The 26,203-nt window shown below is 70.0% G+C and carries 28 protein-coding genes; 17 read left to right on the top strand and 11 right to left on the bottom strand.

Going from position 1 to position 26,203, the window contains the following annotated elements; genetic code table 11:
- The first annotated feature begins 42 nt into the window (after window positions 1-42).
- A complete protein-coding gene (locus tag QNO21_RS15220; RefSeq protein ID WP_257506363.1) occupies window positions 43-747 on the top strand; it encodes a TetR/AcrR family transcriptional regulator in 705 nt (234 codons plus the stop codon).
- 120 nt (window positions 748-867) lie between these two features.
- Here the strand turns inward: QNO21_RS15220 and QNO21_RS15215 are convergent, their stop codons facing one another.
- Entirely contained in the window at window positions 868-1,758 is an 891-nt protein-coding gene (locus QNO21_RS15215; RefSeq protein ID WP_257518623.1) for an aldo/keto reductase, read from the bottom strand.
- 94 nt (window positions 1,759-1,852) lie between these two features.
- On the opposite strand from QNO21_RS15215, the gene QNO21_RS15210 reads away from it, so the two are divergent.
- The 5 genes from QNO21_RS15210 (at window position 1,853) to QNO21_RS15190 (ending at window position 8,244) form a co-directional block, all read left to right on the top strand.
- Complete coding sequence (locus tag QNO21_RS15210; protein WP_257518622.1) at window positions 1,853-2,518, top strand: hypothetical protein; 666 nt, start codon at window positions 1,853-1,855, stop codon at window positions 2,516-2,518.
- Between the two features lie 178 nt (window positions 2,519-2,696).
- Window positions 2,697-5,429: an ATP-binding protein gene (locus QNO21_RS15205; RefSeq protein ID WP_257518621.1), complete on the top strand. Its 2,733-nt coding sequence runs from the start codon at window positions 2,697-2,699 to the stop codon at window positions 5,427-5,429.
- Window positions 5,430-5,495: 66 nt separating this feature from the next.
- The gene (locus tag QNO21_RS15200) at window positions 5,496-6,215 is read left to right on the top strand and encodes a tyrosine-protein phosphatase (RefSeq protein ID WP_257518620.1); all 720 of its coding nucleotides are present in this window, start codon (window positions 5,496-5,498) and stop codon (window positions 6,213-6,215) included.
- 168 nt (window positions 6,216-6,383) lie between these two features.
- Window positions 6,384-7,334 carry a manganese catalase family protein gene (locus QNO21_RS15195; protein ID WP_257513911.1) on the top strand — a complete coding sequence of 317 codons (951 nt, stop codon included), beginning with the start codon at window positions 6,384-6,386 and terminating at the stop codon, window positions 7,332-7,334.
- A gap of 37 nt (window positions 7,335-7,371) precedes the next feature.
- Complete coding sequence (locus QNO21_RS15190) at window positions 7,372-8,244, top strand: class II glutamine amidotransferase (protein ID WP_257514591.1); 873 nt, start codon at window positions 7,372-7,374, stop codon at window positions 8,242-8,244.
- 42 nt (window positions 8,245-8,286) lie between these two features.
- Here QNO21_RS15190 and QNO21_RS15185 read toward each other — a convergent pair whose 3' ends face one another.
- The 3 genes from QNO21_RS15185 to QNO21_RS15175 form a co-directional block, all read right to left on the bottom strand.
- On the bottom strand, window positions 8,287-9,111 hold the full coding sequence (locus tag QNO21_RS15185) for an MBL fold metallo-hydrolase (RefSeq protein WP_257518619.1): 825 nt from the start codon (window positions 9,109-9,111) through the stop codon (window positions 8,287-8,289).
- An 84-nt stretch (window positions 9,112-9,195) separates the two neighbouring features.
- Window positions 9,196-10,041, bottom strand: a complete 846-nt coding sequence (locus QNO21_RS15180; protein WP_257518618.1) for a DMT family transporter — start codon at window positions 10,039-10,041, stop codon at window positions 9,196-9,198.
- A gap of 25 nt (window positions 10,042-10,066) precedes the next feature.
- Window positions 10,067-10,405, bottom strand: coding sequence for a TfoX/Sxy family protein (locus QNO21_RS15175; RefSeq protein ID WP_257515027.1), 339 nt, complete (start codon window positions 10,403-10,405; stop codon window positions 10,067-10,069).
- A 151-nt stretch (window positions 10,406-10,556) separates the two neighbouring features.
- Here QNO21_RS15175 and QNO21_RS15170 point away from each other — a divergent pair, with 151 nt between their 5' ends.
- Window positions 10,557-10,937, top strand: coding sequence for a DUF2255 family protein (locus QNO21_RS15170; protein ID WP_257515026.1), 381 nt, complete (start codon window positions 10,557-10,559; stop codon window positions 10,935-10,937).
- A gap of 274 nt (window positions 10,938-11,211) precedes the next feature.
- Here the strand turns inward: QNO21_RS15170 and QNO21_RS15165 are convergent, their stop codons facing one another.
- Together QNO21_RS15165 and QNO21_RS15160 are read right to left on the bottom strand one after the other, a co-directional pair.
- A complete protein-coding gene (locus QNO21_RS15165; RefSeq protein WP_257518653.1) occupies window positions 11,212-12,927 on the bottom strand; it encodes a long-chain-fatty-acid--CoA ligase in 1,716 nt (571 codons plus the stop codon).
- Between the two features lie 37 nt (window positions 12,928-12,964).
- Complete coding sequence (locus QNO21_RS15160) at window positions 12,965-13,936, bottom strand: NAD-dependent epimerase/dehydratase family protein (RefSeq protein WP_257518617.1); 972 nt, start codon at window positions 13,934-13,936, stop codon at window positions 12,965-12,967.
- A gap of 164 nt (window positions 13,937-14,100) precedes the next feature.
- Here QNO21_RS15160 and QNO21_RS15155 point away from each other — a divergent pair, with 164 nt between their 5' ends.
- Window positions 14,101-15,066, top strand: coding sequence for a capsular polysaccharide synthesis protein (locus QNO21_RS15155; protein WP_257518616.1), 966 nt, complete (start codon window positions 14,101-14,103; stop codon window positions 15,064-15,066).
- Between the two features lie 56 nt (window positions 15,067-15,122).
- Here QNO21_RS15155 and QNO21_RS15150 read toward each other — a convergent pair whose 3' ends face one another.
- Genes QNO21_RS15150 through QNO21_RS15140 form a run of 3 tightly spaced genes read right to left on the bottom strand, consistent with a single transcriptional unit; the run spans window position 15,123 to window position 17,448 of the window.
- Window positions 15,123-15,737 (bottom strand): GyrI-like domain-containing protein, encoded by a 615-nt coding sequence (locus QNO21_RS15150; protein WP_257515022.1) that lies wholly within the window; start codon window positions 15,735-15,737, stop codon window positions 15,123-15,125.
- 22 nt (window positions 15,738-15,759) lie between these two features.
- Window positions 15,760-16,611 (bottom strand): SDR family NAD(P)-dependent oxidoreductase, encoded by an 852-nt coding sequence (locus tag QNO21_RS15145; protein WP_257518615.1) that lies wholly within the window; start codon window positions 16,609-16,611, stop codon window positions 15,760-15,762.
- A gap of 57 nt (window positions 16,612-16,668) precedes the next feature.
- Window positions 16,669-17,448, bottom strand: a complete 780-nt coding sequence (locus tag QNO21_RS15140; protein ID WP_257515020.1) for an SDR family oxidoreductase — start codon at window positions 17,446-17,448, stop codon at window positions 16,669-16,671.
- Window positions 17,449-17,609: 161 nt separating this feature from the next.
- Here QNO21_RS15140 and QNO21_RS15135 point away from each other — a divergent pair, with 161 nt between their 5' ends.
- Genes QNO21_RS15135 through QNO21_RS15120 form a run of 4 tightly spaced genes read left to right on the top strand, consistent with a single transcriptional unit; the run spans window position 17,610 to window position 19,939 of the window.
- On the top strand, window positions 17,610-17,957 hold the full coding sequence (locus QNO21_RS15135; RefSeq protein WP_257518614.1) for a PadR family transcriptional regulator: 348 nt from the start codon (window positions 17,610-17,612) through the stop codon (window positions 17,955-17,957).
- Window position 17,958: 1 nt separating this feature from the next.
- Window positions 17,959-18,339 (top strand): DUF1048 domain-containing protein, encoded by a 381-nt coding sequence (locus QNO21_RS15130; RefSeq protein WP_257518613.1) that lies wholly within the window; start codon window positions 17,959-17,961, stop codon window positions 18,337-18,339.
- Window positions 18,339-19,142: an ABC transporter ATP-binding protein gene (locus QNO21_RS15125; RefSeq protein ID WP_257518612.1), complete on the top strand. Its 804-nt coding sequence runs from the start codon at window positions 18,339-18,341 to the stop codon at window positions 19,140-19,142. Before QNO21_RS15130 ends, QNO21_RS15125 begins: the two co-directional genes overlap by 1 nt.
- Window positions 19,139-19,939, top strand: a complete 801-nt coding sequence (locus QNO21_RS15120) for an ABC transporter permease (protein WP_285178400.1) — start codon at window positions 19,139-19,141, stop codon at window positions 19,937-19,939. The genes QNO21_RS15125 and QNO21_RS15120 overlap by 4 nt, the downstream gene beginning before the upstream one ends.
- A gap of 3 nt (window positions 19,940-19,942) precedes the next feature.
- Here QNO21_RS15120 and QNO21_RS15115 read toward each other — a convergent pair whose 3' ends face one another.
- Window positions 19,943-20,962, bottom strand: coding sequence for a zinc-dependent alcohol dehydrogenase family protein (locus QNO21_RS15115; RefSeq protein WP_257518611.1), 1,020 nt, complete (start codon window positions 20,960-20,962; stop codon window positions 19,943-19,945).
- A 214-nt stretch (window positions 20,963-21,176) separates the two neighbouring features.
- Between QNO21_RS15115 and QNO21_RS15110 the strand changes: the two genes are divergently transcribed.
- The 5 genes from QNO21_RS15110 to QNO21_RS15090 all read left to right on the top strand — a co-directional run bounded on the left by QNO21_RS15110 (window position 21,177) and on the right by QNO21_RS15090 (window position 25,038).
- The gene (locus QNO21_RS15110) at window positions 21,177-22,691 is read left to right on the top strand and encodes an MATE family efflux transporter (RefSeq protein ID WP_257518610.1); all 1,515 of its coding nucleotides are present in this window, start codon (window positions 21,177-21,179) and stop codon (window positions 22,689-22,691) included.
- 120 nt (window positions 22,692-22,811) lie between these two features.
- Complete coding sequence (locus QNO21_RS15105; RefSeq protein ID WP_257515557.1) at window positions 22,812-23,192, top strand: helix-turn-helix transcriptional regulator; 381 nt, start codon at window positions 22,812-22,814, stop codon at window positions 23,190-23,192.
- A 5-nt stretch (window positions 23,193-23,197) separates the two neighbouring features.
- Window positions 23,198-23,614 (top strand): VOC family protein, encoded by a 417-nt coding sequence (locus QNO21_RS15100; protein WP_257515555.1) that lies wholly within the window; start codon window positions 23,198-23,200, stop codon window positions 23,612-23,614.
- Between the two features lie 2 nt (window positions 23,615-23,616).
- Window positions 23,617-24,066 carry an iron chaperone gene (locus tag QNO21_RS15095; protein ID WP_257518609.1) on the top strand — a complete coding sequence of 150 codons (450 nt, stop codon included), beginning with the start codon at window positions 23,617-23,619 and terminating at the stop codon, window positions 24,064-24,066.
- 69 nt (window positions 24,067-24,135) lie between these two features.
- On the top strand, window positions 24,136-25,038 hold the full coding sequence (locus QNO21_RS15090) for a VOC family protein (protein ID WP_257515553.1): 903 nt from the start codon (window positions 24,136-24,138) through the stop codon (window positions 25,036-25,038).
- A 4-nt stretch (window positions 25,039-25,042) separates the two neighbouring features.
- On the opposite strand, the gene QNO21_RS15085 is transcribed toward QNO21_RS15090, so the two are convergent.
- Window positions 25,043-26,173 carry a PQQ-dependent sugar dehydrogenase gene (locus QNO21_RS15085; protein ID WP_257518608.1) on the bottom strand — a complete coding sequence of 377 codons (1,131 nt, stop codon included), beginning with the start codon at window positions 26,171-26,173 and terminating at the stop codon, window positions 25,043-25,045.
- Window positions 26,174-26,203: the final 30 nt, after the last annotated feature.

Here is a 26,203-nt window from a genome sequence, read left to right as displayed (position 1 = left end):
GGGCTTGCGCGTGATGGGAGGGAATGTGCTATGAGCGTCCGGGTGACGAAGAAGCCGACGGGTACGCAGTCTCGTCGTCTGAGCCGCGGCCTGATCATCGAGACCGCGCTCGCGCAGATCGACCGGCGTGGCGCGCAGGGGTTGTCGATGCGCTCCTTGGGGCAGGAGCTCGGTGTAGAGGCGATGTCGCTGTACCGGTACGTACACGGGCGAGAGGATCTGCTGGAGGGGGTGGTGGCTCTGCTGATGGAGAACCTGACCTCGGATCTTGACGATGAGCTCGCCGAACACTGGCAGGGGTTCCTGCAAACCGTCGCCCACCACGTCCGCCAGATCGCGATTGATCATCCGCTCGCGTTTCCGCTGGTCGCCACCCGGCACCCGGCAGCCCCCTGGCTGCGCCCCCCGCTACGCAGCGTCGAAGTGGTCGACACGTTCCTCGGCACCCTCATCGGGCACGGCTTCACCGACCAGCAGGCGGTGGATGCCTACCGCTCCTTCAGCAGCTTCCTGCTCGGCCACCTGCTGCTGGAATCAGCCGTGCGCGGCGCGGAAACCGGCCCGGTCGAAGAACCCCTCGACGAGGGTGACGCCACCATCCCCGAAGGCGACGGACAGGTCAGTCTGGAGGCCGCACCCGAAGTGAAACGCCTCCGCACCCTGCTCAGCGAGGACCGCAGCGACGAGGAATTCGAAGTCTCACTCGAGGCACTGCTGGACCGGCTGAACCGCGAGCTCACCCAGTAACGAGCCACCCCTGCCGGATCGACGAGGCCCGTCTGCACGACGCCGACCGAGATTGCCGCGCGAGCGAGGTTCGACGATCGACGCGCATCGAGACCTTCCGATTGCAGAGCTCCTGACCCGTCAGTCGAAAATCGCCACCGATTCCGACAGCCGAGTCACTTCCTCAGGGGTGAGTTCCAGGTCGGCGGCTTTCGCGGAGTCCGTGATGGATGCCGCACGCCGCGCACCGGGGATCGGGATGACGTGCGGGTCGAGAGCGAGCTCCCACGCCAGCACGACCTGCTGTGGGCTGACGCCGTGTGCATCGCCGACTTCGCGGAAGGCCGAGAACCGGTCGCCTACGCTGCTGGCACCGCCGCCGGTACCGCCGAGAGGACTCCACGGCAGGAAGGCGATGTCGTGAGCGGCGCAGAAGCGCAATTCGTCGATGCTTCCCGGATGCTTCGGCGAGAACTCGTTCTGGACGCTGGCGAGGTTGCCTTCGCCGAGCACGTCGAGAGCGATCTGGATCTCTTCGACACTCGCGTTCGAGATGCCGATCGCGCGGACGAGGCCGTCGTCGTGCAACGACTTCAGTCCCCGCATGATGTCGGCGTAGACACGTGTGCGGTCGGGACGGTGGTACTGGTAGAGGTCGAGCTGGTCGACGCCGAGGATCTCGAGTGACTTCTCCGCGGCCGAGCGCAGGTACGCCTCCGACCCGTCGCGGCCCTTGGCTCCCCCTTCCCCGAGCGTGATGCCGCCCTTGGTCGCGACGAAGATGTCCGACGAATCCCCGTCCCATGTCCGGAGCGCCTCGGCGACGATGCGCTCGTTGTGCCCCATCTCTTCGCCATCAGGGGCGTAGATATCCGCCGTGTCGATGAGCGTCACGCCCGCGTCGAGCGCGGCGTGCACGGTCGCCACGGCATCCTCGAACGACGGGTACTGCTTGTCGTTGTTCATCGACAGCGGCATGGCGCCCAGTCCGATCGCCGAAACCTGTCGTCCTGCCAGAGTGCGCTGCTTCATTGCTTCTCCTCGTCGCGTCTTCTCCAAGACTGCCAGCGCAGCCGCGCGCGTGCGTGGGACTGGACATTCTGCGGGACATTTCTAGGATGTCGCCGTGGACCGCGTGATCGTCCTGGGGAGCGTCTTCCTGCCGGGTTTCGTGATGGATCCCTTCGTGTCCGCGTTGCGTGAGCGAGGACTGGTGGCCACGTGGGTCGCCCCAACGTCCGTCGGGACCGCGGAAGCGGCCGGCGAAGAATACGCCACGGCCGCGGTCCGATTCGGAGCGACGACGGCGATCGCGCACTCGAACGCGGGCAACTTCGTTCCCGTCCTCACAGCGGGCTCCGCGGTCAGGCGGGTGGTGTTCCTCGACGCGATCGTGCCGCCACTGAGCGGCGGCACGTGGCCCGTCGTGCCCGCGCGTATGCGCGACACCCTGCTGGCAACGGCGAGGCGCGGCATCCTGCCGCCTTGGACGCGGTGGTGGCCACAAGAGAGCGTGCGCCCGTTGTTTCCGGACGACGCGACCTTCGCGCGGGTGGATGCCAGCACACCTTCAATTCCCGCCTCGTACCTGTCGTGTCGCATCTCTGCGGCTAGGAACTGGGCGGCTGAACTCACCTGCAGCTACGTGGCATTCGGAACCACCTACGCCGACGAGATCGGCGTCGCCGCGAGTGCAGGCTGGCCCGTGCGCACGCTCGAACTAGGACACCTCGGGATGCTGCAAGATCCAGCCATGGTCGCGGACGCGGTGATGGCCGCCGCCGCAGGCTGAGTCGCCCGGCGGCTGACGCGCTCACCCGGCCTGAAAGTTCTTCGAGCGACGAGCCTGTCCATCGCTGGTCGCCGCGGAGCGGACCTGGATACTGTGTGGCAAGGACAGGGTGCGATGACCCGCCTACCGGCGTGACAACGCCGTCACGAACTCGAGTCACGTCGATGGGGGAACGCGGGTGCACCTGCTCGGCCGGCACGCAGAATGCGAGGCTCTCGATCGCACCCTCGCCGATGCGCACGCCGGGCGGAGCAGGGCGCTGTACGCACGTGGTGAGGCGGGGATCGGGAAGACGTCTCTGCTCGACTACGCGCGGATCGCCGCCGATGCGCTGGGGTTCCGGGTGGAAAGCGCCACCGGCATGGAATCGGAGTCGCAGTTCGCGTACGCCGCCCTGCATCAGCTGTGCGCTCCGCTCCTGGAATACGACGCGGCGCTGGCCGCGCCCCAACGCGACGCACTCGCCATCGCCTTCGGGGCGAAGACGGGGCCCGCGCCGGACCGATTCCTGGTCGGCCTGGCCGTGCTGAATCTGCTCGCTGAGGGTGCCGAAGAACAGCCTCTGCTCTGCCTCGTCGACGACGCGCAGTGGTTGGACCGGGCCTCGGCGGAGGTCATCGCCTTTGCGGCTCGGCGAGTGTCTGCCGAACGTCTGGCGCTCGTCGTCGCGGGCCGCGATTCCGACGACAGCGCGTCCGCCGCCTTCACCGGGATGCCGGTTCTCACGGTTCCCGCACTCGGTGAGGCCGACGCGCGGGAGCTGCTCGATGCCGAGACCCCTACTCTGATCGACGCCTCCGTGCGCGAGCGCGTCATCGCGGAAGCACGCGGAAACCCGCTGGCTCTGCTGGAGCTGCCGCGCAGCGTGGGGCCGGCGACTCTGGCAAGCGGGTTCGGCGTGCATGACCGCCCCGACGTCCCGCAGCACCTCGAAGAGGCCTTTCGGCAACGCTCGACAGCGCTGCCGTCCGAGACTCAACGTGTTCTCCTCCTCGCAGCCGCCGAGCCGACGGGCGAGGTGCCACTGCTGTTGCGCGCACTGTCCCAGCTCGGGATCGAGCCTTCCGCGGCCGCCCCGGCCGAGTCCGTGGGGTTGTTCACCATCGACTCGAAGGTGCGGTTTCGGCATCCCCTGGTGCGTTCGGCGATCTACCGTGCCGCAGTCCCATCGGAACGTCGCCAGGCACATGAAGCGCTGGCTGCGGCGACCGACCCGCGCATCGATCCAGACCGTCGGGCGTGGCATCGGGGGCAGGCCGTCCTGGGCCCAGACGAAGACGTCGCCGTCGAGTTGGAACGCGTCGGGGAGCGAGCACTCGCGCGCGGCGGCATGGCAGCCGCAGCTGCCCTGCTGCAGCGCGCGGCGCAACTGACTCCCGACCCTGCTCTTCGCACGCAGCGCGCAATGATCGCGCTGCAGGCGAAACATGAGGCGGGTGCTGCTGATGAGGCATTGACGCTGCTCGCGCTCGCAGCGCAAGGGCCGCTGAGTCCCCTGCAGTCTGCGCGCCTCACGCTCTACAGGGCGCACATCACCTTCTATCTCGTCCACAGCGACGACGTTCCGGTGATGTTCTTGGATGCGGCGCACGCGCTGGCGCCGCTTGATCCCGCGGTGTCTCGCGAGGCTTTTCTGCTCGCTCTCAACACCGCGGTGATAGCGGGAGGCGACGTGCGAGGGGTTGCCGAGGCAGCCCGGGCCGCGCCGCGACCGCCCGAGCAGCCACGGCCGCTGGACCTCCTTCTCGACGGGCTCGTGACGGTCTACACGGAGGGATACGTCGCCGGCGTGCACACGCTGCGAAGAGCGGTCGCCTCGTTACGTGATGAAGAGCGCAGTCGAGACGTCTACCGCGGCACCGACAGCGACCGCTGGCTCTGGCTCGCCAGCCGCACGGCCGTCGCACTCTTCGAGGACGACTTGATGTACGACCTCGCGGCGCGCAAGGTCACCATCGCGCGTACGGCGGGGGCGGTGGCGACCTTGTATGTCGCGCTGATCGCTCTTTCGGCGGCACACGCGCTGCGCGGCGAGTTGAGTCGTGCCGCGGAGCTGCTGGCCGAGAGCACGGCAATCGCCCGCGCGACGAGGGCTGTGCCACTGCCGCACGGAGAGCTGTTCCTCGCAGCATGGCGAGGCGGGGAATCAGAGGCCCCTGACCTTCATCGACGCAGCGTCCAGGCTGCGGAAAACGGCGCCGGTGCCCAAGCCGCTGTGGCGCACTACGCGTCCGCGGTGCTCCACAACGCAACAGGCAGCTTCGCCACAGCCATGACCGCGGCTCAGCGCGCCGTGGCATCCGATGATTTCTCCGTGCAGAGCGTCGCCCTCCCCGAGCTGGTCGAAGCGGCCGCCCGCGCTGGTCACGCGCAGGCCGCCCGCGCAGCGTATGCGCAGCTCGCCGCACGTGCCGACGCGAGCGGAACCCCGTGGGCGCTCGGGCTGATGGCGCGTTCGCAGGCTCTGATCACCACGGGGGATGCCGCCGAGAACCACTACCGGGAGGCCATGGAGCGGCTGGCCGATTCCCGGGTGACCGGCCATCTTGCGCGAGCTCACCTGCTGTACGGCGAGTGGCTCCGGCGCGAAGGGCGTCGCCGCGAGGCGCGAGAACAGCTCCGCACGGCGCACGACATGCTGACTGACATGGGAGCGGTGGGTTTCGCGGAGCGTGCCGCCAGGGAACTGCGCGCGACGGGCGAGCACCCCCGTGCCCGCAACGCTCCGCCCAGCACCGCGCTCACCGAGCATGAACTGCAGATCGCGCGTGCCGTCGCGACCGGCGCCACTTCGCGGGAGGTCGCCGCGATGCTCTTCCTGAGCCCGCGAACGATCGAGGCTCACCTGCGCACGATCTTCCGAAAGCTCGGCATCACCTCCCGACGCCAGCTCAAGGAGCTTCACCTGTGACGACGGTGCTCGGCTGCGGGGCAGGATGTCCGTTCGCAGGAGCCGCCTGCGTGGGAAGCTGACGGCATGCCGGTCGCTCTCGCCCTCAGCGGACTCGCCAACGCCCGCGACCTGGGCGGGCTCGAGCGGACGGACGGATCCCTGACACCGACCGGCGCGTTCGTGCGCGCCGAGGCGCTGGATCGTGTGGGTTCTTCGGGGTGGCAAGCCCTCCGCGGCCATGGTGTGCGCACCGTCATCGACCTCCGCCGGCCGGATGAGGTCACGGGCCGGGTGCCCGACGACATGCTCGCCGTGCAGGTCGATCTTGACGGTGATGAACGGGATTTCTGGGCTCCGTTCGAACAAGACGGGCGGTGGGGGACCCCGCTGTACTACGCCGCTCATCTTCACGAGCTGCCGCACCGCCTTGCTGAAGTGCTCCAGGCGATCGCGACCGCGCCCGCGGGGGCAGTCCTCTTTCACTGTGGTGCCGGCTGGGACCGAACCGGACTCGTTGCTGCTTTCCTGCTGAAGGCATTGGACGTCACGGAGGATGCCGCCGCCGCCGACTACCTCGCATCGTTCGCGAACGCGCAGGCGATGCGTGCGCTCCACGGCCGCTCCTTCGACGTCGAAGAGCGCCACGCGGTGCTCGGGAGGTTCGGGCATACGGCGGATTCGGCGTTCCGCGAGATGTATCGACAGCTCGACGTCGACCAGTGGTTTCGCCATGCGGGGGTCGACGAAGAGACGGAGCGCGCGATCGTCACCTGGAGGGCAGATCCGGCCGGGCGGGCAATGTGACCTAGCCGCCCCGAGCATCGGATGATCGGCGGAAACCTCAATTGCGCAATGCCCCTGAGCGGGCGCGCTCGCGGGAGGGAGGGTACGCGACCTACGGCCCTCGCGCGAGGGGGGTTCGCACGTCTGCGCGGACGGCCAGGCTGTGCCCACCAACCCTTTGGAGGAAACATGTACTTCCATGTTCAGCAGCTGATCAACGAGATCGACCAGGATCAGCCCGATCCCGACGCCGCGAACGCGCTTCAGGAGGGCCTGGGCGGGCAGTTCGGCGAGATGCGCACGATGATGCAGTACCTCTTTCAGAGCATCAACTTCCGCGGCCCGTCGGCGAAGCCCTACAAGGACCTCATCCAGGGCATCGGCACCGAGGAGATCAGCCACGTCGAGCTCATCGGCACGACCATCTCCCGCCTGCTCGACGGATCGCCCGGGTACAAGGGCAAGCCCACCGACACCGTCGACGCTCCCGGTGCGGGTGGCGCGACCCCGTTGCAGGTCGCGACGTCCGAGAGCAACATCCACCACTACCTGGTCGGTGCGCAGGGTGCCATGCCCGTGGATGCCGCAGGCAACCCGTGGCTGGGCAGCTACGTCTACAACTCGGGCAACCTCGTGCTCGACCTGCTCTACAACCTCATGCTGGAGTCGACCGGACGTCTGCAGAAGTGCCGCCTCTACGAGATGACCTCCAACAAGACCGCCCGCAGCACCATCTCTTACCTGATCGTCCGCGACCAGGCGCACGAGAACGCGTTCGCCCGGGCGCTGGAGACCCTCGGCGTCAACTGGCGCACCGCCCTGCCCATCCCGAAGACCAACGCGGAGAAGTTCCCCGAGGTCGCGCGGCTGCTCGACATGGGACTGCAGAGCAAGCAGTACTCCTTCGACCTCACCAACCTGTCCGAGGCGGGGAAGATCTTCCAGGGCCTGTCGCCCTCGAAGGACGGCACCCAGCTGGATGCCACCGAGCAGGCGCCGGCCGGCGTGCCGATGACGATCGCCCCCGAACGCCCCGAAGAGTTCTCCCCCGGCGCCGACGCCGACCTGCGGGAGCTCATCGAGGCGACCGCCGCGATGGAGATGAAGGACATCGATCGCACCTTCGGTGAGATGAAGTAGCCGTCTCGGTTCGGGCGGGACGCAAGGGGGTGTCGGGATGTGCCGGTGGATCGCTTATCTCGGCTCCCCGCTTGCCGTCGAAGACGTGCTGGTGCGTCCCGACCACTCGCTCATCGACCAGAGTCTGGTCGCCCGCCGGCTGTACCTGCCCGGCACGACGATGGCTTCGCAGTTCCGGGAGCACGCGTTTCCCACCAACGGCGACGGGTTCGGCCTCGCGTGGTCGGGCCGCGGCGGCACGCTGGGCCAATTCCGGCAGATCACGCCGGCGTGGGACAGCGACAACCTGCGCCACCTCGCGGCACAGATCGAGTCGCCCTGTTTTCTCGCCCACGTGCGGGCGGCGCCCGGCGGCACGCTCGCCGAGCAGAACGCGCACCCCTTCGTGCACGCCGGGTGGATGTTCCAGCACAACGGCGAGATCGGCGGCTTCGCCGCGCTCAAGCGCGAGCTGACGATGGACGTCGCGCCCGAGCTGTACCCGCACATCCGTGGCACGACCGACAGCGAGGTGTGCTTCTTCCTCGCGCTCACGTTCGGACTCGCCACCGATCCAGCGGGTGCCCTGGGGCGGATGATCGCTCACGTCGAAGCCGCGCGCACCGCGCACGACGTCACCGAGCCGTTCCGCGGCACGTTCTGCGCCTCGGACGGCGAGCGACTGGTCGTGGCTCGCTGGCAGAGCCCGCACGCCGGCGAACTGCCCCCGCCGTCGCTCTTCCACAGTGTCGGACGCGAGACCCTCCACATCGCCGAGGGGCGCACCGAGCGCCTTCCCGACGGGGCGCAGCTCGTGGTCTCGGAACCGCTCGAGCTGCACTGGTCGCGCCGGCATTGGCAAGAGATCCCCACCGCCACGGTCGGCGTCTTCACCCGCGGCGCCGACCCGGTGTTCACCCCGCTCGCCTGACGCCGTCGGGTGCGACGCGCGAGGGGCCTGGCGCTCGCCGCCTCACCGCGCGCTGTCCCCGCCCCGCCGCGCGGCGCTCTCCACCTGCCCGGCATGCAGGTCGCCCACCCACTCCCAGCCGGGCTCCGGCGCATCGATTCGGGGGTCGTCGAACGGCCCGCCGTCGCGCAACGTGTGGATGTAGCGGCGGTCCAGCTCCAGCAGCCGCCGCAGCTGCGCGGCATCGCCGACCGAGCCGTGTCCGGGTACGAACGCGTCCACTCGGTCGGCGACGGCCGCCAGCGCGTCCAGTCCGGCGAGGTAGTCGCCCAGTGGATCGTCGACGCCCTCGAGGTCGGGCATGGGCACGAAGACGTCCGAGAGCATGTCCCCGGCGATGAGCACGCGGCATCCCTCCACCACAAGCGCGGCGTGCCCGGTCGCATGGGCGGGATGCGCGAGCACGCGGATCGCCGGGCCCTTCCACGGCAGGTGCGACGCGCCGTCCGGCAGCGCTTCGATGAGGCCGAACAGGTCGATCGGCACGTCCGTGACGATCTCGGGGGGTAGGGCATCGGCGAAGCGCTGCTGCCAGTCCGGCTGCGTCCGCAGGTCGCGCAGGAATGCCGTGGCCTCGGCGGTGCCGTAGCGCGGGGCGTCCCCGAGCGCCGGATGCCACAGCGCATGGTCCCAGTCGGGGTGCGTCGCGAAGCCCGCGACGACCGGCATCCCGAGCGCCCGCAGGTCGTCGGCCAGACAGCTCATCTCGGCGTCGGTGATGCCGGGATCGACCAGCAGCGCACCGGCATCCCCGCTCACGACCACGGTGTTGTTGCGCAGCAGATCGCTCTGATGCACGAACACCCCGTCGGCGATGGGGGTCAGCATGATCGCCGCCCCGGGGCGTGCGGGCGACTCGCGCCCAGCGTCGTCATGATGGCCATCGACAGCTCCTTCAGGTGATCGGGGTCCTCAGCCGAGCGAGAGCGCGACGATGGCGAGTGTGCAGATGCCGATGCCGGCACCCTGCGGCCCGCTGAGCCTCTCCCGCAGCACGCCGGCCGCCAGCAGGACGGTGACGGCGGGGTAGAGCGAGCTGAGCACGGCGGCCACGGCGAGGGTGGTCTGGCCGCTGGACAGCAGGAAGGCGAGGGTGCCCACCGCGCCGGTCAGCCCCGCTGCGGCGCCCCAGCCGATCGCAGCGCGGTGGCCGCGCCAGCGCGGTCGCGGTCGCGCGGCCACCGCGACGATGCCGGCCAGCAACGCCCCGGTGGCCTGGTTGGCGGCGAGCGGCATCAGGCCGGCGTCGGGACCGATCTGCGCCAGGCAGATGAACAGCAGGCCGAAGCCGACTCCCGCCAGCGCGCCGTCCGTGAGTGCGCCCCACGATCGCTGCGGGCGTGAGGGCCCGGCCTCGCGCGAAACCAGCCAGATGCCCGGGAGGGCGATGACGATGCCGGCCCAGACCAGCAGGCCGGGACGCTCGCCGAGCACCACCCCCACGAGCACCGGCAGCGCCGCCGCCCCGACGGCCGACAGGGGCGCGACCAGACCCATGCGACCGCGTGCCAGTCCCCGGTACAGGAACAGTCCACCGGCCGCGGACCCGACGCCCGCGGCCACGCCCCACGCGACGTCGGTCGTCGTCGGCGTGCCCCCGAGCATCAGTGCCGCCGTCAGCACGGCGAGTGTCCCCGCGATCTGCCCGATGAGCAGGATCTGCAAGGGCGAGGACCGACGCGCCCCGACGCCGCCGATGAAGTCCGATGTTCCGTATGCGACGGCCGACAGCAGCGCCAGCAGGATCCCCGGGTTCACGGCATCCAGCCTGCGACGCGGCGGATCAGCCGGCCTGACGCCGCAGCGCCTGTGCGACCCAGAAGTCCAGCGTCCCCTCGTCCTGCGCCGCATCGGGGTGGATGTGGATCCACCCCGGGCCCATGGAACGCCCGGGGCCCATCTCGGCGCGCACGGCCTCGGGCCGCGTCACGAGATCGGCGTCTTCGTCGGCGCTGACGTGCACGAGCAGCCCCAGGTCCTTGCGGGCCGCGACGAGCATCGATCCGTCGAACATGACGGCGATCGTGCCGAACATCGGCACTTCGCGCACCAACCCCGCCGGCAGTCGCCGCAGCACGCGGTCGAGCAGATCGCGCCGCGCCGCATCCACCATCACGGTCATGTCATCACCTCGCAGCGTCGTCCGGATGCCGGTCAGCGTAGAGCGCAGGGCCGCCGCCGTCGAGGGGGACCCTGGTGCGGCCGTCCGCGGCGCCGTACCGTCGGAGCCAGCCGCCCGGCCTCCGGCGCCGGGGCAGGCGGAGGGGGAGCCGATGAGCTGGGATGCCGATGACCTCGCCCGGATCGGCGGCGCCGAGGAGTTGCAGGTCTCCTCGACCCGCCGCGACGGCACCGATCGCCCCTTCGTCACCATCTGGACGGTGCGCTCAGGCGACGCTCTCTACATCCGGTCGGCGTACGGCCCCGACAACCCTTGGTACCGGCGTGCCCGGCACGCCGGGGTGGGACGCGTGCGCGCCGGCGGCGCGGACCGTGCGGTGACGTTCACCGCGATTGACGCCGCCGACACGGCGACGCAGGAGGCGGTGGATGCCGCCTACCACGCCAAGTACGACCGCTACGGGCCGCAGATCGTCGGCACCGTCACGGGAACGGCATCCCACGAGACGACGCTGCGCATCGACCCGCGCTGAGCGCGCGGCGGCGGGTCTGCCGGGCCGGATCCGGGTGAGGCGGGGCTACCGGGCTGGTCCGGGGTGCGCCGGAATGCGGAGATCCGCCCGGATGCGGACGTTTCCCGCGCTGGCATCCGCATTCCGGCAGATCTCCGCATCCGGGGAGAGGGGCGGGCGACATCCGGGGAGAGGGGCGGGCGACATCCGGGGAGAGGGGGACGGGCGCCGCGGCGACCACCGGGGCCCGAGGGGCATCGAACCCCCGCGGACCGGGTGAGATGGCGGAGGGCGGTCAGTCCTCGTCGACCGGGGTGGCCCGCACCGCGTTGCGGTCGGCGATGAGCGTGTCGCGCACGCGCCGGCGAAGCACCTTGCCGATGAGCGAGGTGGGAAGCTCCTCCCACACGCGGTAGGCGCTCGGGCGCTTGTACTCGGCGAGCTGTTCGCGGGCCGCCGCGCGCGCGGCATCCTCGTCGAACGTCGCACCCGGCTCGGGCACCACGACCGCCGTCACGACCTCGGCGCCGCCGCCGCGGGGGATGCCGACCACAGCCGAGCCCGCCACACCCGGCAGGGCGTTGAGGACCTTCTCGACCTCACTCGGGGCGACGTTGAAGCCGCCGGTGATGATGATCTCCTTCTTGCGGTCCACGACCGTGACGAAGCCGTCCTCGTCCTGGACGACGAGGTCGCCGGTGCGCAGCCAGCCGCCCTCGAGCAGCGCCTGCGCGGTCTCCTCCGGGCGGTTCCAGTAGCCGTGGAAGACCTGCGGGCCCTTGATCAGCAACTCGCCGACCTCGCCCTGCTCGACCTCGCGCGTGGGCTCGTTGGGGTCGACGACGCGGATGTCGGTGGAGGGGAACGGGATGCCGATGGCGCCGATCTTGCGCGAGGAGTTGAACGGGTTCGCAAGGGCCACGGGGCTCGTCTCGGTGAGGCCGTAGCCTTCGTTGAGCATGGAGCCCGCCTGCTCCTCCCAGCGCTTCACGATCGCGGGGGTGAGGGTCATCGCACCGGAGATGGCGTAGACGACGCCCGAGAGGTCGAGCTTGCCCTCGCGGGCGACGCGGGCGAGCCGGTCGAACATCGGCGGCACGGCAGGGATGAACGTCGGCGGGTACTTCTTCGCCGCCTGCGACACCAGCTCGGGGTCGAAGGTGGGGAACAGCACCGCGTTCGAGCCCGTCTCGACGGCATAGATCACCGACAGCAGCACGCCGAACGAGTGGAACATCGGCAGCAGGCCGTAGATGCTGCCCTCACCGTGCGTGAAGCGCGGCATCCAGGCCGCACCCTGGCGGGCGTTGGCCCACAGGTTGCCGTGCGTGATGATCGCGCCCTTGGGGGTGCCGGTCGTGCCCGAGGTGTACTGCAGGCACGCGACGTCGGTGACCGACGGGCGGGGGGTGGATGCCGGCAGCGGAGCGGACTTCTCGAGCTGCGAGAACGGGATGGTGCCCGGCGCGGGGGCGGTGAGCTTGTTGCGCGAGGCCTTCGCCTTCGCGATCGGCAGGCGCAGCGCAAGGCGGGTCGTCAGCGGCATCGCGCGGGTGATGTCGACCGAGACGATCGTGCGGATGCCGAGATCGGCGGGCAGCGACTGGATCACCGGGGCCATCTTGTCCCAGGTGATGACGACGGTCGCCCCGTGATCGCGGAACTGCACCTCGATCTCGTCGCGGGTGTAGAGCGGGTTGTGCTCCACGACGATCGCGCCCAGGCGCAGCACGGCGTAGAACGCGGCGAGGTGCTGTGGCGCGTTGGGCAGCACGAGCGCGACCCGGTCGCCGGGCTTGACGCCGAGCGCGGCCAGGCCGCCCGCCACGCGGGAGACGCGGTCGGCGAGTTCGCGGTAGGTCTGCGAGGCGCCGAAGAAGGTCACGGCAGGGCGGTCGGCGTACTGCGCGGTCCGCTCGTCGAGCAGGTCGACGAGCGAGCCCGTCGGCAGCTCGATGTCGACGGGCGTCCCTTCCGCGTAGAAGCGGTTCCAGGCCCGGGTTTCGTTCATAAGCACTGGACCAGATTACGGCGCCGTGCTGCGGAATTCAGACCTGAAGCGGTGTCGCGACCGCGAGGTCGCCGTCGCTGATGAGTCGACGAACCGACTCGAGAACCGCCTCCTCCGGTTCGTAGCGCGGCTCATAACCGAGGACTCGCCGCGCTTTGTCGATGCTGAAGCAATGGTTGCGGTGCAGATGCTCCCAGCTCGCGTCGGCGTGGTCGGCCGGGGTCAGTGCGCGGAACTCCTCCCAGCTGACCGGGCGAAGCGACGCCTCCTTTCCGAACCAGCCTGCCGCGATCTGCGCGAGCCCGCGGGCGCTCAGGGCCGACGGGGCGACCGCGGAGAAGGCCTCGCCGGCTGCGGCATCCCGTCGCTCCAGCGCGCGCTCGAACACCTGGGCGACGTCGTCGGCGTGTACGTGGTGCATCAGCTGGGTGCCGCCGTCGGGGACGGCGAGAGGCGCGCCGGCGGAGAGGCGATGCCACACGTCGGGGTCGAGGTTGCCCAGCGCGCCGATCGGCTTCCACCCGGGCCCGACGATGTGTCCAGGGTCGACCGAGGTGGTCACGAGGCCGCCCGCCGCGGTCTCCTGCTGCAGGAGCCGCGCGATGGCCGCCTTGCCGATGCCGTACTCGCCCTCGGCGGGGCTCCCCTCCTCCTCGCGGATGGGCACCTTGCGCGACGGCCCGTAGCGCCAGATGGACCCGCAGTGCACCAGGTGCGCGACGCGGCCGCGCAGGGCATCCACGAGCGCCGTCGCCGACGCGGGAGTGAAGCACACCATGTCGACGACCGCGTCTGGCCGGTGTGCCAGCACCGCGTCACCGAGGGAGCCGTCCGCGTCGGCCCGCTCGCGATCGAGGGTGACGCGCTGCACGTCGTCCCACTCGGGAACGTCGACGTACGGCGTCTGCGTTCCGCGGCTGATGCTCACCACGTCGTGACCTGCCCTGACCAGACGCGGCACGAGATGGCTTCCGATGTGGCCGCTGCCTCCGATGATGACTACCCGCATGCGTCTCCGCTCGTGTGCGCACCGACCTGGAGGCGCCGGTGCTTTCAGCGCCGAGGCTATCGCTCGAGGTCGACAGCGCGGGGAGGGGTGGTTGCCGGACGGTCGGCGCGCCATGATGGGCCCATGATGCCAGGCGCCCGTGGTCGCGACAGCGGATCGGCCCGATGAGCGACGAGAGCGCCTCGCGCCCCGCGTCGGCCGTCGCGGCCCCCGTGGCTGCGTTTCTGGCAGGTCTGGAATCGCAGTTCTCGCGGATGGAGAGGTTCAAAGACGCCGTGGACCCCGCTGCCGCCCGTCGGGGCGGGCGCATCGTGACGGAGTTCTTCACCCCGCGCGTGCCGGAGCTGCGCGCCGCCGCAGGGCTTCCCGCAGGGCGAGGGCGCGTGGCCCACGGCAAGCGCCTGGCCGCCCGCGACGGCGGACGCGTCGGCACCGACGACATGCCCGTCTACTGCTACTGGGACGCGGGCGTCGATCAGGCGCCCGCGCTCGTGCGTGCCTGCATCGACAGGGTGCGCGAGGTGCATCCCGATGCCCGTGTGCTCGACGCCACCGGCATCCGCGAACTCATCGCCATCCCTGATCGCGTCACCTCGGTGCTGGCCGAGGACCATCCGGCGCAGTTCGCCGACTACGTGCGGGTGGCGCTGCTGGAGAAGTACGGCGGGATCTGGGTGGATGCCACCTGCTGGCTCCCCGGCCCGCTGGACGATGCGATCCTCGCCTACCTCGACGCTGGGGTCGTCTACCCCCGCTGGACGCATCGCGAGATCGGCAACTGGTTCATCGCCGCCGTGCCGGGCTCTCTCGTGATCACGCTGCAGCGCGTCGCGCTCGAGATGTGGTGGGAGGCCCGTGACGACGTGCCGGATTACTTCCTCTATCACCGCATCTTCGAGACGCTCCACTCCCTGATCCCGGAATTTCGCGGGCAGTGGTCGCGGGTGCCCTCCCTCTCGAGCACCGCCAGTCACCTGCTGCAGCTGAGCATGATGGAGCCCTGGTTCCCCGGCGTCGCCGACATCATGGCGCGCCTGTCGATCGTGCAGAAGCTCAGCTACAAGTACGACCCCGCCGCGGTCCCCGACGGCTCGATCCTGGCGCGGCTGCTCGAGCACGGGGCGTTGTAGCGGGCGCCGGCCCGTTGCGGGTGCTCACTGCGCTCGGCGCCGTGTGCCTCCTCCGCTCACACCCGCGCGACAGGCTGACGCAGAATCGTCCGCAGTGCCGCCGCCTCGGTGCGCCGCGGGTCGTTGAGGTAGATCTCGTGGTGCTTCCCGGTGCGCACCAGGCCGTTCGCCGGCAGGTACTCCTCGTGCAGGCGCGCGAGCACCGGGGCCTCGTCGTCGTACGAGCCGACGTGCAGGGTCTGCACCGCCAGGCCCTCGTCGAGGGTCTCGAGCCGCAGGCGGTCCAGTGCCGGAGCATCGCCCTTCTGCTCGAGCATCGCGATGACGTCCGCAACGTGATCGTCGGTGATCCAGTGCGGCACGAGGTTCATCACGGTCCAGTCCCACTGGGATTTGTCCCGGGCGCTCGTGAACGTCGCCATGTCCTGCGCCCACCACAGCGCCTCCAGCGGCATGACGACGTAGTCCATGTCGAGGGTGGACTTGCTGAAGAACTTGAGCTTGTAGGCGGCGGGATACAGCGTCGCCAGCGCGTCGGCGTAGGCCTGAGACGTGTTCGGATCGCCGTGCCCGTCGAGCATGAGGTACTGCAGCGGCGGCACGGTGACCACCTCGAACCTGCCTGCAGGCGCGGTGTAGGTCTCGATCTGCTTCTTCAGGTCGGCTTTCACGGCTGCTCCTGGAGGGGTGCTGCTACGAGTCGGTGCGGCCGGTGAAGTGGTCCATCGAGGAGTACACCTTGAAGACCTTGTCGGCCACGACGTCCCAGACGGGGGTCGGAAGCACGCCGCGCAGCGCCATGGCGAGCTTGACCGTCCACGGGCGCAGCACCATCGGGGTGCCGCGCACCATGCCGCGCCACGCGGCGCGGGTGGCCTGCTGCGGTGTCATGATCGGCGTCAGCAGGGGGCCGCGTGCGCCGGCGAACATGCCGGTGGAGATGTAGCTGGGGCAAAAGGTCGTCACGCCGATGTGGCGGTGGCCTCGCGCGCGCAGCTCGAGGCGCACCGAGTCGCTCCAGCCGATCATCGCCCACTTGGATGCCGCGTATACGGCCATGTTGGGGTTCGAGAGGGTGCCCGCGGCCGAGGCGATGTTGAGGATGCGCTTGGGGCGGCCGGTGTCGCCGATCATCGCCGGCAGCACCTCGCGGGTCAGCCACATCGCCGCGTGGGTGTTCACCCGCATGGTGAGCTCGATGTCGCGGTGGGGGTCGTTGTCCCAGAACACCCCGGCGCGCACGATGCCGGCATTGTTCACGAGGATGTCGGGCTCGCCGAGCTCTTCGCGCGTGCGGGCGAGGCCCGCGACGATCTCTTCCTGCTGGGAGACATCCACGCGGTAGGCGCGCACGTCGACGCCCGAGGTGCGCAGGCGCACGGCCAGAGCGCTCGCCGCCTCTTCATCGACGTCCCAGAGGGCGACGGCGCGCGCTCCTCCGGCGACGGCGCGCCGCGCGAAGAGCTCGCCCATGCCGCGGGCCCCGCCCGTGATCAGCACGGTCGCGCCGCGGACAGGGTCGGTGGGGTCGGAAGGAGCGGTCATGCGGGACCCTTCTGTCGTCTTCCGACAGCGTATCCGGGCCCCGCATGGGCGCTCAGGTCACCAGGTGGAGTCGCCTCGGATCACGGCATCCGACCCGCCGTCGATGTAGATCACCTGACCGCACAGGTGCGCGTTCTCCTCGCTGACGAGCCAGGCCATGAGGGCGGCGACGTCGCCCGGATCGAAGATGCCGTTGAGGGGCATCGGCACGCGCTGCAGCAGCGCCGCCTTGGCCTCTTCGGTACCGGTCAGGTCGAACGTCATCGGTGTCGCGACGACGCCGGGGGCCACCGCGTTGAGGGCGATGCCTGCGCCCGCCCATTCGGGAGTGGGCGCGACGCGCCGCAGCCAGCGGGCGAGCGCCTGCTTCGAGGTGCCGTAGATGAGGTTGGCCTGGGCGGGGTCATCGGCGAGCTCGGCGGCACGCGCGAGGGCGGCCGGCTCGTCCTCGGCGAGGAACGCCTGCAGCAGCGTCTCGTCCGGCGGGAACAGCGCCGCCATCGAGGTGGTCGCGACCGCGCGCGGGGCGGGCGAGGCTGCCAGCAGCGGCCGGAGCCCGGCGAGGGTCGCCACGGCGCCGAAGAAGTTCACCGCTGCGGTGGCAACGGTCGGCGACGACAGTCCGGCGTTGGCGATGACGACGTCGACGGTGCCGCCGGAGCGCTCGGTGACCTCGGTCACGAGAGTCTCCCGACCCTCGGGGGTCGTGAGGTCGACGTTGATGTCCGCCCCGGCGATGTCCACGCCGATCACGCGGTAGCCGCGCTCAGCGAGGAGTTCGGCGGCGGCCCGTCCGATTCCGCTGGCGGAACCGGTGATGACGGCTGTGCGTTCCATGGTCTGTGCCCTTCCTTGGGATTTCCTATGACAATCATTCCATGTGGTCTGACCATAAACAAGGGGTCTCCGGGTTTCTTGGATGCCAGGGGTTGCGCCGTCAGTACCAAGCGTTACTATGTACCGGTAGTCAGCAATATTGAGTAGTGATGAGGAGTCCGATGGGCAAGCAGGCGACCGAGATGCTCAAAGGCATCCTGGAGGGCATCGTGCTGGCGATCCTGGCTGAGCGCCCCGCCTATGGATACGAGATCACCGCGTCGCTGCGTGATCGCGGGTTCAGCGACATCGCCGAGGGCACGGTGTACGCCCTGCTGGTGCGCATCGAGCAGCGCGGGCTGGTCGACGTGGCGAAGGTGCCCTCCGAGAAGGGTCCGCCGCGCAAGGTCTACACGCTCAACGCGCGAGGCCGCGAGTACCTCGCGGAGTTCTGGCGGACCTGGAGCTTTCTGTCGAGTCGACTGGACCAGCTTCGCCCCACCCCTGAGCAGGACCGAGGAGAGGATTGACGTGGCACACAAGTGGATCGAGTACCTCACGGGGCCGCTCGAGCAGAAGAAGCAGTATCGCCAGGACGTGGCGCGCACCAAAGCTCTTCCCGAGCCCTATGCCACCGCTGCGCAGGCCGTGCACCGGTACCTCTTGGCGTGCGGGGGGATCACCGACGGCGACACGATGGTGAGGATGTTCGCCGACCTCGCCGACCTCTGGGAGCAGGCGGTCGCCGATGGCACCTCCGTGCGCGGGATCGTCGGGGATGACCCGGTCGACTTCGCCGACACCTTCGTGCAGGCCTATGGCGGGGAGCGATGGGTCGACAAGGAACGCGCTCGCCTCACGCAGGCGATCGACGATGCCGCGCGTCGACAGGACGGGAACGAGGCGGGCTGATGATCACATCTGCGCCGGCCATCGAGGTGGTCGGTCTGGAGAAGTCCTACCGGGACCTCCCCGTGCTGCGCGGGGTCGACTTCGCCGTCGACCGCGGCAGCATCTTCGCCCTTCTCGGAGCCAATGGCGCCGGAAAGACCACGGCGGTGCGCATCCTGTCGACGCTCCTGCGGGCGGATGCCGGCAGCGTCACGGTGAACGGCTTCGACGTCGCCGCCGCGCCCGCCCGTGTCCGCGAGTCGATCAGCCTCACCGGCCAGTTCGCCGCCGTCGACGAGGTGCTCACCGGGCGGGAGAATCTCGTGCTGGTGGCGCGTCTGCGTCACCAGCACCTCCCCGGTGAGATCGCCGATGATCTGCTGCACCGATTCGGTCTCGCCGAAGCCGCCGATCGGCGAGTGGCCACGTATTCGGGAGGCATGCGCCGTCGCCTCGACATCGCGATGAGCCTCATCGGCCAGCCGTCGGTGATCTTCCTCGATGAGCCCACCACGGGCCTGGACCCGCAGGCGCGTCTGGCCGTCTGGGATGCCGTGCGGGAACTCGCCGCCGCCGGCACCACGGTGCTGCTGACCACGCAGTACCTCGAAGAGGCCGAGCACCTCGCCGATCGCATCGCGATCCTGCACGAGGGGCGCATCATCGCCGCAGGGACGTTGGCTGAGCTCAAGCGTCTGCTGCCGCCGGCGAAGGCCGAGTACATCGAGAAGCAGCCGAGCCTCGAGGAGATCTTCCTCGCCGTCATCGGCGACCCGTCGGACCGGGGCGGAACCGCCCCGTCCACTGAGGAGAAGCCGTCGTGACCATCACCGCACGCGTCCCCGCCGGCACAGCCGGCGCGGGCGCCCACTTCTTCCGCGACACCGGCGTGCTGCTGGGCCGCTCCCTGCGCCACATCCTGCGCAGCCCCGACACCATCGTCACGACAGCGGTCACGCCCATCGCGCTGATGCTGCTCTTCGTGTTCGTGCTGGGCGGCGCGATCGACACCGGGTCGGCGGCATACGTGGACTACATGCTGCCCGGGATCCTGCTGATCACGGTCGCCTCGGGCGTCGCGTACACGGCCTACCGGCTGTTCCTCGACATGCAGAGCGGCGTCTTCGAGAGATTCCAGTCGATGCTCATCGCCCGCTCGGGCGTGCTGTGGGCGCACGTGCTGACGTCGCTCGTCGCCAACCTGGCCGCGGTGGCGATCGTCATCGCGGTCGCGCTGGTCATCGGGTTCCGCAGCAGCGCAAGTGCGCTCGCCTGGCTGGCCGTCGCCGGCATCCTCGTGTTGTTCACACTGGCGCTGACGTGGCTCGCGGTCATCGCCGGGCTGACGGCGAAGACCGTGGACGGAGCCAGCGCGTTCTCGTATCCGCTGATCTTCCTGCCGTTCATCAGCTCGGCCTTCGTGCCCACCGACACCATGCCCGCACCGGTCCGATGGTTCGCGGACAACCAGCCGGTCACCTCGATCGTGAACACCGTGCGTGCGCTCTTGCAGGGGCAGCCGGTGGGCACCGAGATCTGGATCGCGCTGGCGTGGTGTCTCGGCATTCTGCTGGCGGCGGTCGTGCTGGCGCTGCGCATCTACCGCCGGAAGATCAGCTGACGGTCACACCGTGAGCATCACCTTGATGGCCCGGCGCTCGTCCATGGCGCGGTAGCCCGCTGCGGCATCCTCGAGGGGGAGCGCCAGGTCGAAGACCTTGCCCGGATCGATCTCGCGGTCCCAGATGCGCTGGATCAGCTCGGGCAGGAAGCGCCGCACCGGCGCCGGTCCGCCGTGCAGGTGCACAAGGGAGAAGAAGAGCTCCCGGCCGGGAAGCTCCACGTCGTGCGATACCCCGACGAACCCGATGTGGCCGCCGGGTCGCGTGGAGCGCAGCGCCTGCAGCATGGACTCGTGGGTGCCGACCGCCTCGATCACCGAGTGCGCTCCCAGCCCGTCGGTGAGCTCCTTGATGCGGGCGACGCCCGCGTCGCCGCGTTCCTCGACGATGTCGGTCGCGCCGAACTCCCGTGCGAGCGCCTGGCGGTCGGCGTGGCGGCTCATCGCGATGATGCGCTCGGCGCCGAGCTCGCGCGCGGCCAGGATCCCCATGAGCCCTACGGCGCCGTCGCCCACGACCGCCACCGTCTTTCCAGGACTGGCTTCTGCCGCGACGGCGGCGAACCAGCCGGTGCCGAGCACATCGGATGCCGCCAGCAGCGAGGGGATCAGGTCGGCATCGGGCTGGCCGGGAGTCGCGACGAGAGTGCCGTCGGCCAGCGGGATGCGCGCGTATTGGGCCTGCGTGCCGATGCGGCCCATCGGCACGGCGTGCACGCAGCGCGACTGATAGCCGGCACGGCAGATCTCGCAGGTGTTGTCCGAGGCGAAGAACGATCCGACGACGAAGTCGCCGACTTTCACGGTGCGCACGTCGTCGCCGATCTCGGTCACGACGCCGACGTACTCGTGGCCCATGGGGGTGTGGTTCACCTTGTCGGCCCCGCGGTACGGCCAGAGGTCCGAGCCGCAGATGCAGCTGGCCGCGAGCTTGATGATGGCGTCCGTGGGCTCGACGATCACGGGGTCATCCCGGTCCTCGACGCGCACGTCTCCTGCGGCCTGCATGATCACTGCGCGCATGCGCGTCTCCTTCGTTGCGTTCGTTCTTTGGTGTCGCCCGGGCTGTGTGCTCGGCGCCGCTCACGATAGACCCCGGGGCTGGGGTGTGGCACGGATGGCGGCGAGGGGATGCCGCGCCGACCGCGATTCGAATCGATTCGAATCCGGCGATATGATGGCCCGTTGCTTTCCCCCGCTCCGGCGTCACCGCCCCCCGATTCCCCGGAAGTCCTGCATGTCCACGTCCCTGACCACCGGCAGCCCTTGGCGCGTCATCCTCCTCTTCTCCGTGCCGTTGCTGCTCGGCAACATCGTGCAGCAGATGTACCAGTTCGCCGACGCCGTGGTCGTCGGCCGGTGGCTGGGGGTCGAGGCGCTCGCCGCCGTAGGGGCGACCGGAAGCCTCTTCTTCTTCCTCCTCGGGTTCGTGTGGGGTCTCACCACCGGTTTCGCCATTCCCACCGCTCAGGCGTTCGGGGCGCGCGACGCGGCGGGCGTGCGCCGTTCCGTCGCGGCCGGCACCATGCTCACCGGCATCGCGACCGTGCTGCTGACGATCGCCGGTCCGCTGCTGTCGGAGCCGATGCTGCTGCTGCTGCGCACGCCGGCCGAGCTCATGCCGCAGGCGACCGTCTTCGCCCAGGTGAGCTTCCTCGGATCCGGCGCCATGCTCTTCTTCAACTACCTCTCGGCGATCATCCGCGCCATCGGCGACTCGCGCACGCCGCTGATCTTCCTCACCATCGCCTGCGTGCTCAACGTCGGCCTCGTCGTGCTGATGGTCGGACCCCTCGCCTGGGGAGTCGGCGGTGCGGCGCTCGCGACGGTTGTCGCCCAGGGCCTGTCGGTGGTGCTGTGCGTGGAGTTCGTGCGCGGCCGCGTCCCCGCCCTGCAGATGCGGCGCAGCGACTGGCGCGTGTCGTGGGAGGACATCGCCGATCACCTGCGGCTGGGCCTTCCCATGGGATTCCAGGCATCGATCATCGCCATCGGCGCCCTTGCGGTGCAGGTGCGCCTGAACGAGCTCGGCGCCGACGCGGTCGCGGCGTACACCACCGCGTCGCGCGTGGACTCCCTCGCCGTGGCGCTGCTGCAGTCGCTGGGGCTCGCGGTCTCGATGTACGTCGCGCAGAACTTCGGCGCGCGGCGCCCCGACCGCATCCGCCGCGGCGTCGTGCAGGCGGTGTGGATGTCGATCGCGGCCTCGGTCGTCGTCGGTGCGCTGCTCGTCGTGTTCGGCAGCGGCGTGGTGCGCCTGTTCGTCGGGGAAGGCGCGGATGCCGTCGTGGGCCTTGCCGCCCTCATGCTCGTCATCAATGGCGTCAGCTACAGCCTGCTGGGCGTGCTCTTCGTCGTCCGCGGCGCCCTGCAGGGCCTCGGGCACGCCCTCATCCCCACCGTCACCGGCGTGATCGAGCTGGTGATGCGCGTCGTCGCCGCCGTCGTGCTGGGCGGGCTCATCGGCTTCGCCGGCGTCGCCTGGAGCAACCCGCTGGCCTGGTTCGGGGCGGTCGTGCTGCTCGTGCCGGCCTACATCCGCGAGCACCGGCGCCTGGCCGGCATGCCGGTGCTGCCCGACACGGTGACCCCCACGACGCCGATCGCCGTGATCGGCCCCGTCGACGGATCGATGGCCGTTGACGCCGTCGTGACCCAGCCGGTGCCGGTGGTGGCGCCGGCCACCCGCGCGCAGCGGCTGCGTCGGCGCGTGACCCAGCGCCCGAGACGCCGGCGCGACCGCGCGAGCTGAGCCGACCACGGCTCGCGACCCTGGCGACGACGCAGCCGGCTGTGCGACCATCTCACCGTGGCCGAACGCACGCCCCAGGATCTGCAGACGCTTGTGCTGCTGCGCCGCGTGCGTGACCGCATGGACCGCGAGTACGCGCAGCCGCTGGATGTGGCATCCCTCGCCCGCGACGTGCATATGTCGGCCGGCCATCTGAGCCGGCAGTTCAAGCTCGCCTACGGGGAGTCGCCGTACGCCTACCTCATGACCCGGCGCATCGAGCGGGCCATGACCCTGCTGCGCCGAGGCGACCTCAGCGTCACCGAGGTGTGCTTCGCCGTCGGCTCATCTTCGCTGGGCACGTTCAGCACCCGGTTCACCGAGCTGGTCGGAGTGCCGCCCAGCGTCTACCGAGAGCAGGGGGCACCGTTTCGCGCCGGCATGCTGCCGTGCATCGCCAAGCGCCTCACCAGACCGGTCAGGAATCAAGAAGCGCAGGACGCCTCCGCACTCGTACCGTGACGGTCATGGACATCACGATTCAATCGAGCTTCCTGCCGCACACCGACGCCGAGGCATCCGTCGCGTTCTACCGCGACGTGCTCGGGTTCGAGGTGCGGCTCGACGTGGGGTATGAGGACATGCGGTGGATCACGGTCGGCCCGGTGGGCCAGCCCGACACCGCGATCGTGCTGCATCCGCCCGGCGTGGGGAGCGACCTGACCGATGACGAACGCGAGGTGCTGCTCGAGATCATCGCCAAGGGCAGCTACTTCGGCGTGAACCTCGCCACCGACGACCTCGACACCGCCTTCGCCGCGGTCGCCGCGGCCGGCGCCGACGTCGTGCAGGAACCCGTCGACCAGGACTACGGCGTGCGCGACGCCGCCTTCCGCGATCCGGCCGGCAATCTCATCCGCATTCAGCAGAACCAGAAAGGCTGATCATGACCGACACCCGCACCGGTGAATCCGGCTTCAGCGCGGCCGAGCGCGCCGCGATGAAGCAGCGCGCCGCCGAACTCAAGACCCAGGCCAAGAACGGCAAGGGCAGCGCGAAGAAGCAGAGAGAGGCGCAGGCCTGCCTCGACGCCATCGCCGCGCTCCCCGAGCCCGACCGCACCATCGCCGAGCGATTCCACACCGCCGTCACCGAGACCGCGCCGCACCTGGATCCGAAGACCTGGTACGGCTTCCCCTCGTACGCCAAGGACGGCAAGGTGGTGACGTTCCTGCAACCGGCTTCGAAGTTCGACACCCGGTACGCCACGATCGGGTTCAACGAGGACGCCGCGCTCGACGACGGGGAGTTCTGGGCCACGTCGTTCGCCGTGCTCGACTACACCGACGCGGTGGACGAGAAGATGCGCGCGCTGCTGAAGAACGCGGCCGGCTGAAGGGCTTCTTGCGCGCGCACGGCCTCGCGTGGATGCTGGGCGGTGACGCACCCGACGAGGAGGTCTTCCGTGCAGAGAATCGTCCCGAATCTTTGGTTCGACCACAACGCCGCGGAGGCCGCGGAGTTCTACACGTCGGCGTTCCCCGGCGCGACGTCGACCGTCACCGCGCGCTACCCGAACGAGGGGCTGCCGGGCTTTCAGAGCGACTTCGCCGGAGCGGAGCTGACCGTCGACGTCGAGATCGACGGGTACCGGCTGAGCTTCATCAACGCGGGGCCGGAGTTTCGGCCGAACCCCTCGGTGTCGTTCATGCTCAACTTCGACCGCATGCTCTTCGGCGGCGACGCGAATGTCGCGCGTGAGCGGCTCGACGCGCTGTGGGAGCGCCTCGTCGACGGGGGCGAGGTGATGATGGAGCTGGCCGCGTACCCGTACAGCCCTCGCTACGGGTGGGTCCAGGACCGCTACGGCGTCAGCTGGCAGCTCATCCTCGACGAAGACGGAGACGAGCCCCGGCCCTTCCTCATGCCCAGCCTGATGTTCGGCGGAGACGCCCAGAATCGCGCCCGCGAAGCGGTGGAGTACTACACGTCGCTGTTCGAGGGATCGCGCATCGGCACGATCGCGGAGTACCCCGAGCAGGCCGGCCCCGCCCCCGCCGGGGCGATCATGTTCTGCGACTTCCAGCTGGAGGGGCAGTGGTTCACGGCGATGGACTCCGCCGTGCCGCAGGACTCCTCCTTCACGTGCGGCGTCTCGCTCGAGGTGAGCTGCCCCGACCAGGCCGAGATCGACAGGCTCTGGAGCGCGCTGTCGGCGGTGCCCGAGGCCGAGCAGTGCGGGTGGCTCGCCGACCGTTTCGGTCTGAGCTGGCAGATCGTGCCCGAGAACATGGGAGAGCTGATGCGGCGGCCGGGCGCCTACGCCCGCATGCTCGACATGCACAAGCTGGTGATCGCCGACTTCTGAGCCATCAGGGGACGACGTCGCCGGCATCCACCGACACGATGCGATCGTCGCCGGCACGTTCGACGCCGCGCCCGTCGGTGTTGTTGGTGACGATCCAGATGCGTCCGTCGGGAGCGAGCAGCACGTCGCGCAGGCGCCCGTACGCACCGGCGAAGTGATCGACCGATGCCGCGGGGTCATCGGTCGGCACGGCGCGCAGGGTCTCTCCGCGCAGGTTGGCGATGAGCACCGTGCCGTCGACGATCGCGATGCCGCTGGGGCTCGCCTGCGCCGTCGGCCACTGCGCCACCGGGTCGACGAAACCCGGCTCGGATGCCGCGCCTTCCACGACCGGCCAGCCGTAGTTGGCGCCGGGCTCGATGACGTTGAGCTCATCCCACGTGTTCTGCCCGAACTCGCTGGCGAACAGGCGCCCGTCCTCTGCCCAGGCCAGGCCCTGCACGTTGCGGTGGCCGAGGCTGTACACCGGCGACTCCGGCGTGGGGTTGTCGGGCGGGATGCCGCCGTCGGGGGTGAGCCGCAGGATCTTGCCGTTCAGCGCGGTCGCGTCCTGCGCGGCCTGCGAGTCACCGGCATCGCCGACGGGGACGTACAGCATGCCGTCGGGACCGAACGCGATGCGCCCGGCGTTGTGCGTGCCCGACGCCGGGAGGCCCTCGATGACCGTGCGGGGGGAGCCGAGCGTGAGCGCGCCGGGCTCTCCCGACAGGGTGAACGCCTGCACGCGGTTTCCCGCCGCCGTCGTGGCGTAGACGTAGAGCGCGCCGTCCGCGGCCGCCAGCCCCAGCAGCCCGCCTTCGCCACCGTGGGCCACGTCGTCGATCACCGCCAGCTCCCGCAGCTCGCCGGCGGCGGTCCACTCGAACACGCGGGCGGTGTCGCGCTCGCTGACCAGCACCGACGAGCCCACGGGAGCCAGCGACCACGGCGCGTCGAGGCCGGTCGCCACGTCGAACGGCGGGCTCGGCGCCGCCGTCGCCGACGCCGAGGGGGTGGGCGTCTGAACGGGTGCTGCCGACGGCACCGTCGTGCGTTCGGCACCGCATGCGGTCACGAGCCCCGCGGCGGCGAGCACGGCCAGCGCGGCGAGCACGGCCAGCGCGGCGCGTCGGGACCTCCGGGCGGTGATGTTCACGGGACCTCTGCAAGGACGGGAGGCCAGGTT

The organism is Microbacterium sp. zg-Y818, assembly GCF_030246905.1.
In the GTDB taxonomy this organism is placed as follows: domain Bacteria; phylum Actinomycetota; class Actinomycetes; order Actinomycetales; family Microbacteriaceae; genus Microbacterium.
Note: the sequence above shows the minus strand (reverse complement) of the source record. Positions and strands in the feature narration are given on the sequence as shown.

Excerpts from the sequence above, each read along its gene's own strand:
- QNO21_RS15215 (WP_257518623.1), bottom strand. The coding sequence starts at position 1,758 with ATGAAGCAGCGCACTCTGGCAGGACGACAGGTTTCGGCGATCGGACTG.
- QNO21_RS15200 (WP_257518620.1), top strand. The coding sequence starts at position 5,496 with ATGCCGGTCGCTCTCGCCCTCAGCGGACTCGCCAACGCCCGCGACCTG.
- QNO21_RS15195 (WP_257513911.1), top strand. The coding sequence starts at position 6,384 with ATGTACTTCCATGTTCAGCAGCTGATCAACGAGATCGACCAGGATCAG.
- QNO21_RS15190 (WP_257514591.1), top strand. The coding sequence starts at position 7,372 with ATGTGCCGGTGGATCGCTTATCTCGGCTCCCCGCTTGCCGTCGAAGAC.
- QNO21_RS15185 (WP_257518619.1), bottom strand. The coding sequence starts at position 9,111 with ATGCTGACCCCCATCGCCGACGGGGTGTTCGTGCATCAGAGCGATCTG.
- QNO21_RS15175 (WP_257515027.1), bottom strand. The coding sequence starts at position 10,405 with ATGACCGTGATGGTGGATGCGGCGCGGCGCGATCTGCTCGACCGCGTG.
- QNO21_RS15170 (WP_257515026.1), top strand. The coding sequence starts at position 10,557 with ATGAGCTGGGATGCCGATGACCTCGCCCGGATCGGCGGCGCCGAGGAG.
- QNO21_RS15165 (WP_257518653.1), bottom strand. The coding sequence starts at position 12,927 with ATGAACGAAACCCGGGCCTGGAACCGCTTCTACGCGGAAGGGACGCCC.
- QNO21_RS15160 (WP_257518617.1), bottom strand. The coding sequence starts at position 13,936 with ATGCGGGTAGTCATCATCGGAGGCAGCGGCCACATCGGAAGCCATCTC.
- QNO21_RS15155 (WP_257518616.1), top strand. The coding sequence starts at position 14,101 with ATGAGCGACGAGAGCGCCTCGCGCCCCGCGTCGGCCGTCGCGGCCCCC.
- QNO21_RS15145 (WP_257518615.1), bottom strand. The coding sequence starts at position 16,611 with ATGACCGCTCCTTCCGACCCCACCGACCCTGTCCGCGGCGCGACCGTG.
- QNO21_RS15140 (WP_257515020.1), bottom strand. The coding sequence starts at position 17,448 with ATGGAACGCACAGCCGTCATCACCGGTTCCGCCAGCGGAATCGGACGG.
- QNO21_RS15135 (WP_257518614.1), top strand. The coding sequence starts at position 17,610 with ATGGGCAAGCAGGCGACCGAGATGCTCAAAGGCATCCTGGAGGGCATC.
- QNO21_RS15125 (WP_257518612.1), top strand. The coding sequence starts at position 18,339 with ATGATCACATCTGCGCCGGCCATCGAGGTGGTCGGTCTGGAGAAGTCC.
- QNO21_RS15115 (WP_257518611.1), bottom strand. The coding sequence starts at position 20,962 with ATGCGCGCAGTGATCATGCAGGCCGCAGGAGACGTGCGCGTCGAGGAC.
- QNO21_RS15110 (WP_257518610.1), top strand. The coding sequence starts at position 21,177 with ATGTCCACGTCCCTGACCACCGGCAGCCCTTGGCGCGTCATCCTCCTC.
- QNO21_RS15105 (WP_257515557.1), top strand. The coding sequence starts at position 22,812 with ATGGACCGCGAGTACGCGCAGCCGCTGGATGTGGCATCCCTCGCCCGC.
- QNO21_RS15100 (WP_257515555.1), top strand. The coding sequence starts at position 23,198 with ATGGACATCACGATTCAATCGAGCTTCCTGCCGCACACCGACGCCGAG.
- QNO21_RS15095 (WP_257518609.1), top strand. The coding sequence starts at position 23,617 with ATGACCGACACCCGCACCGGTGAATCCGGCTTCAGCGCGGCCGAGCGC.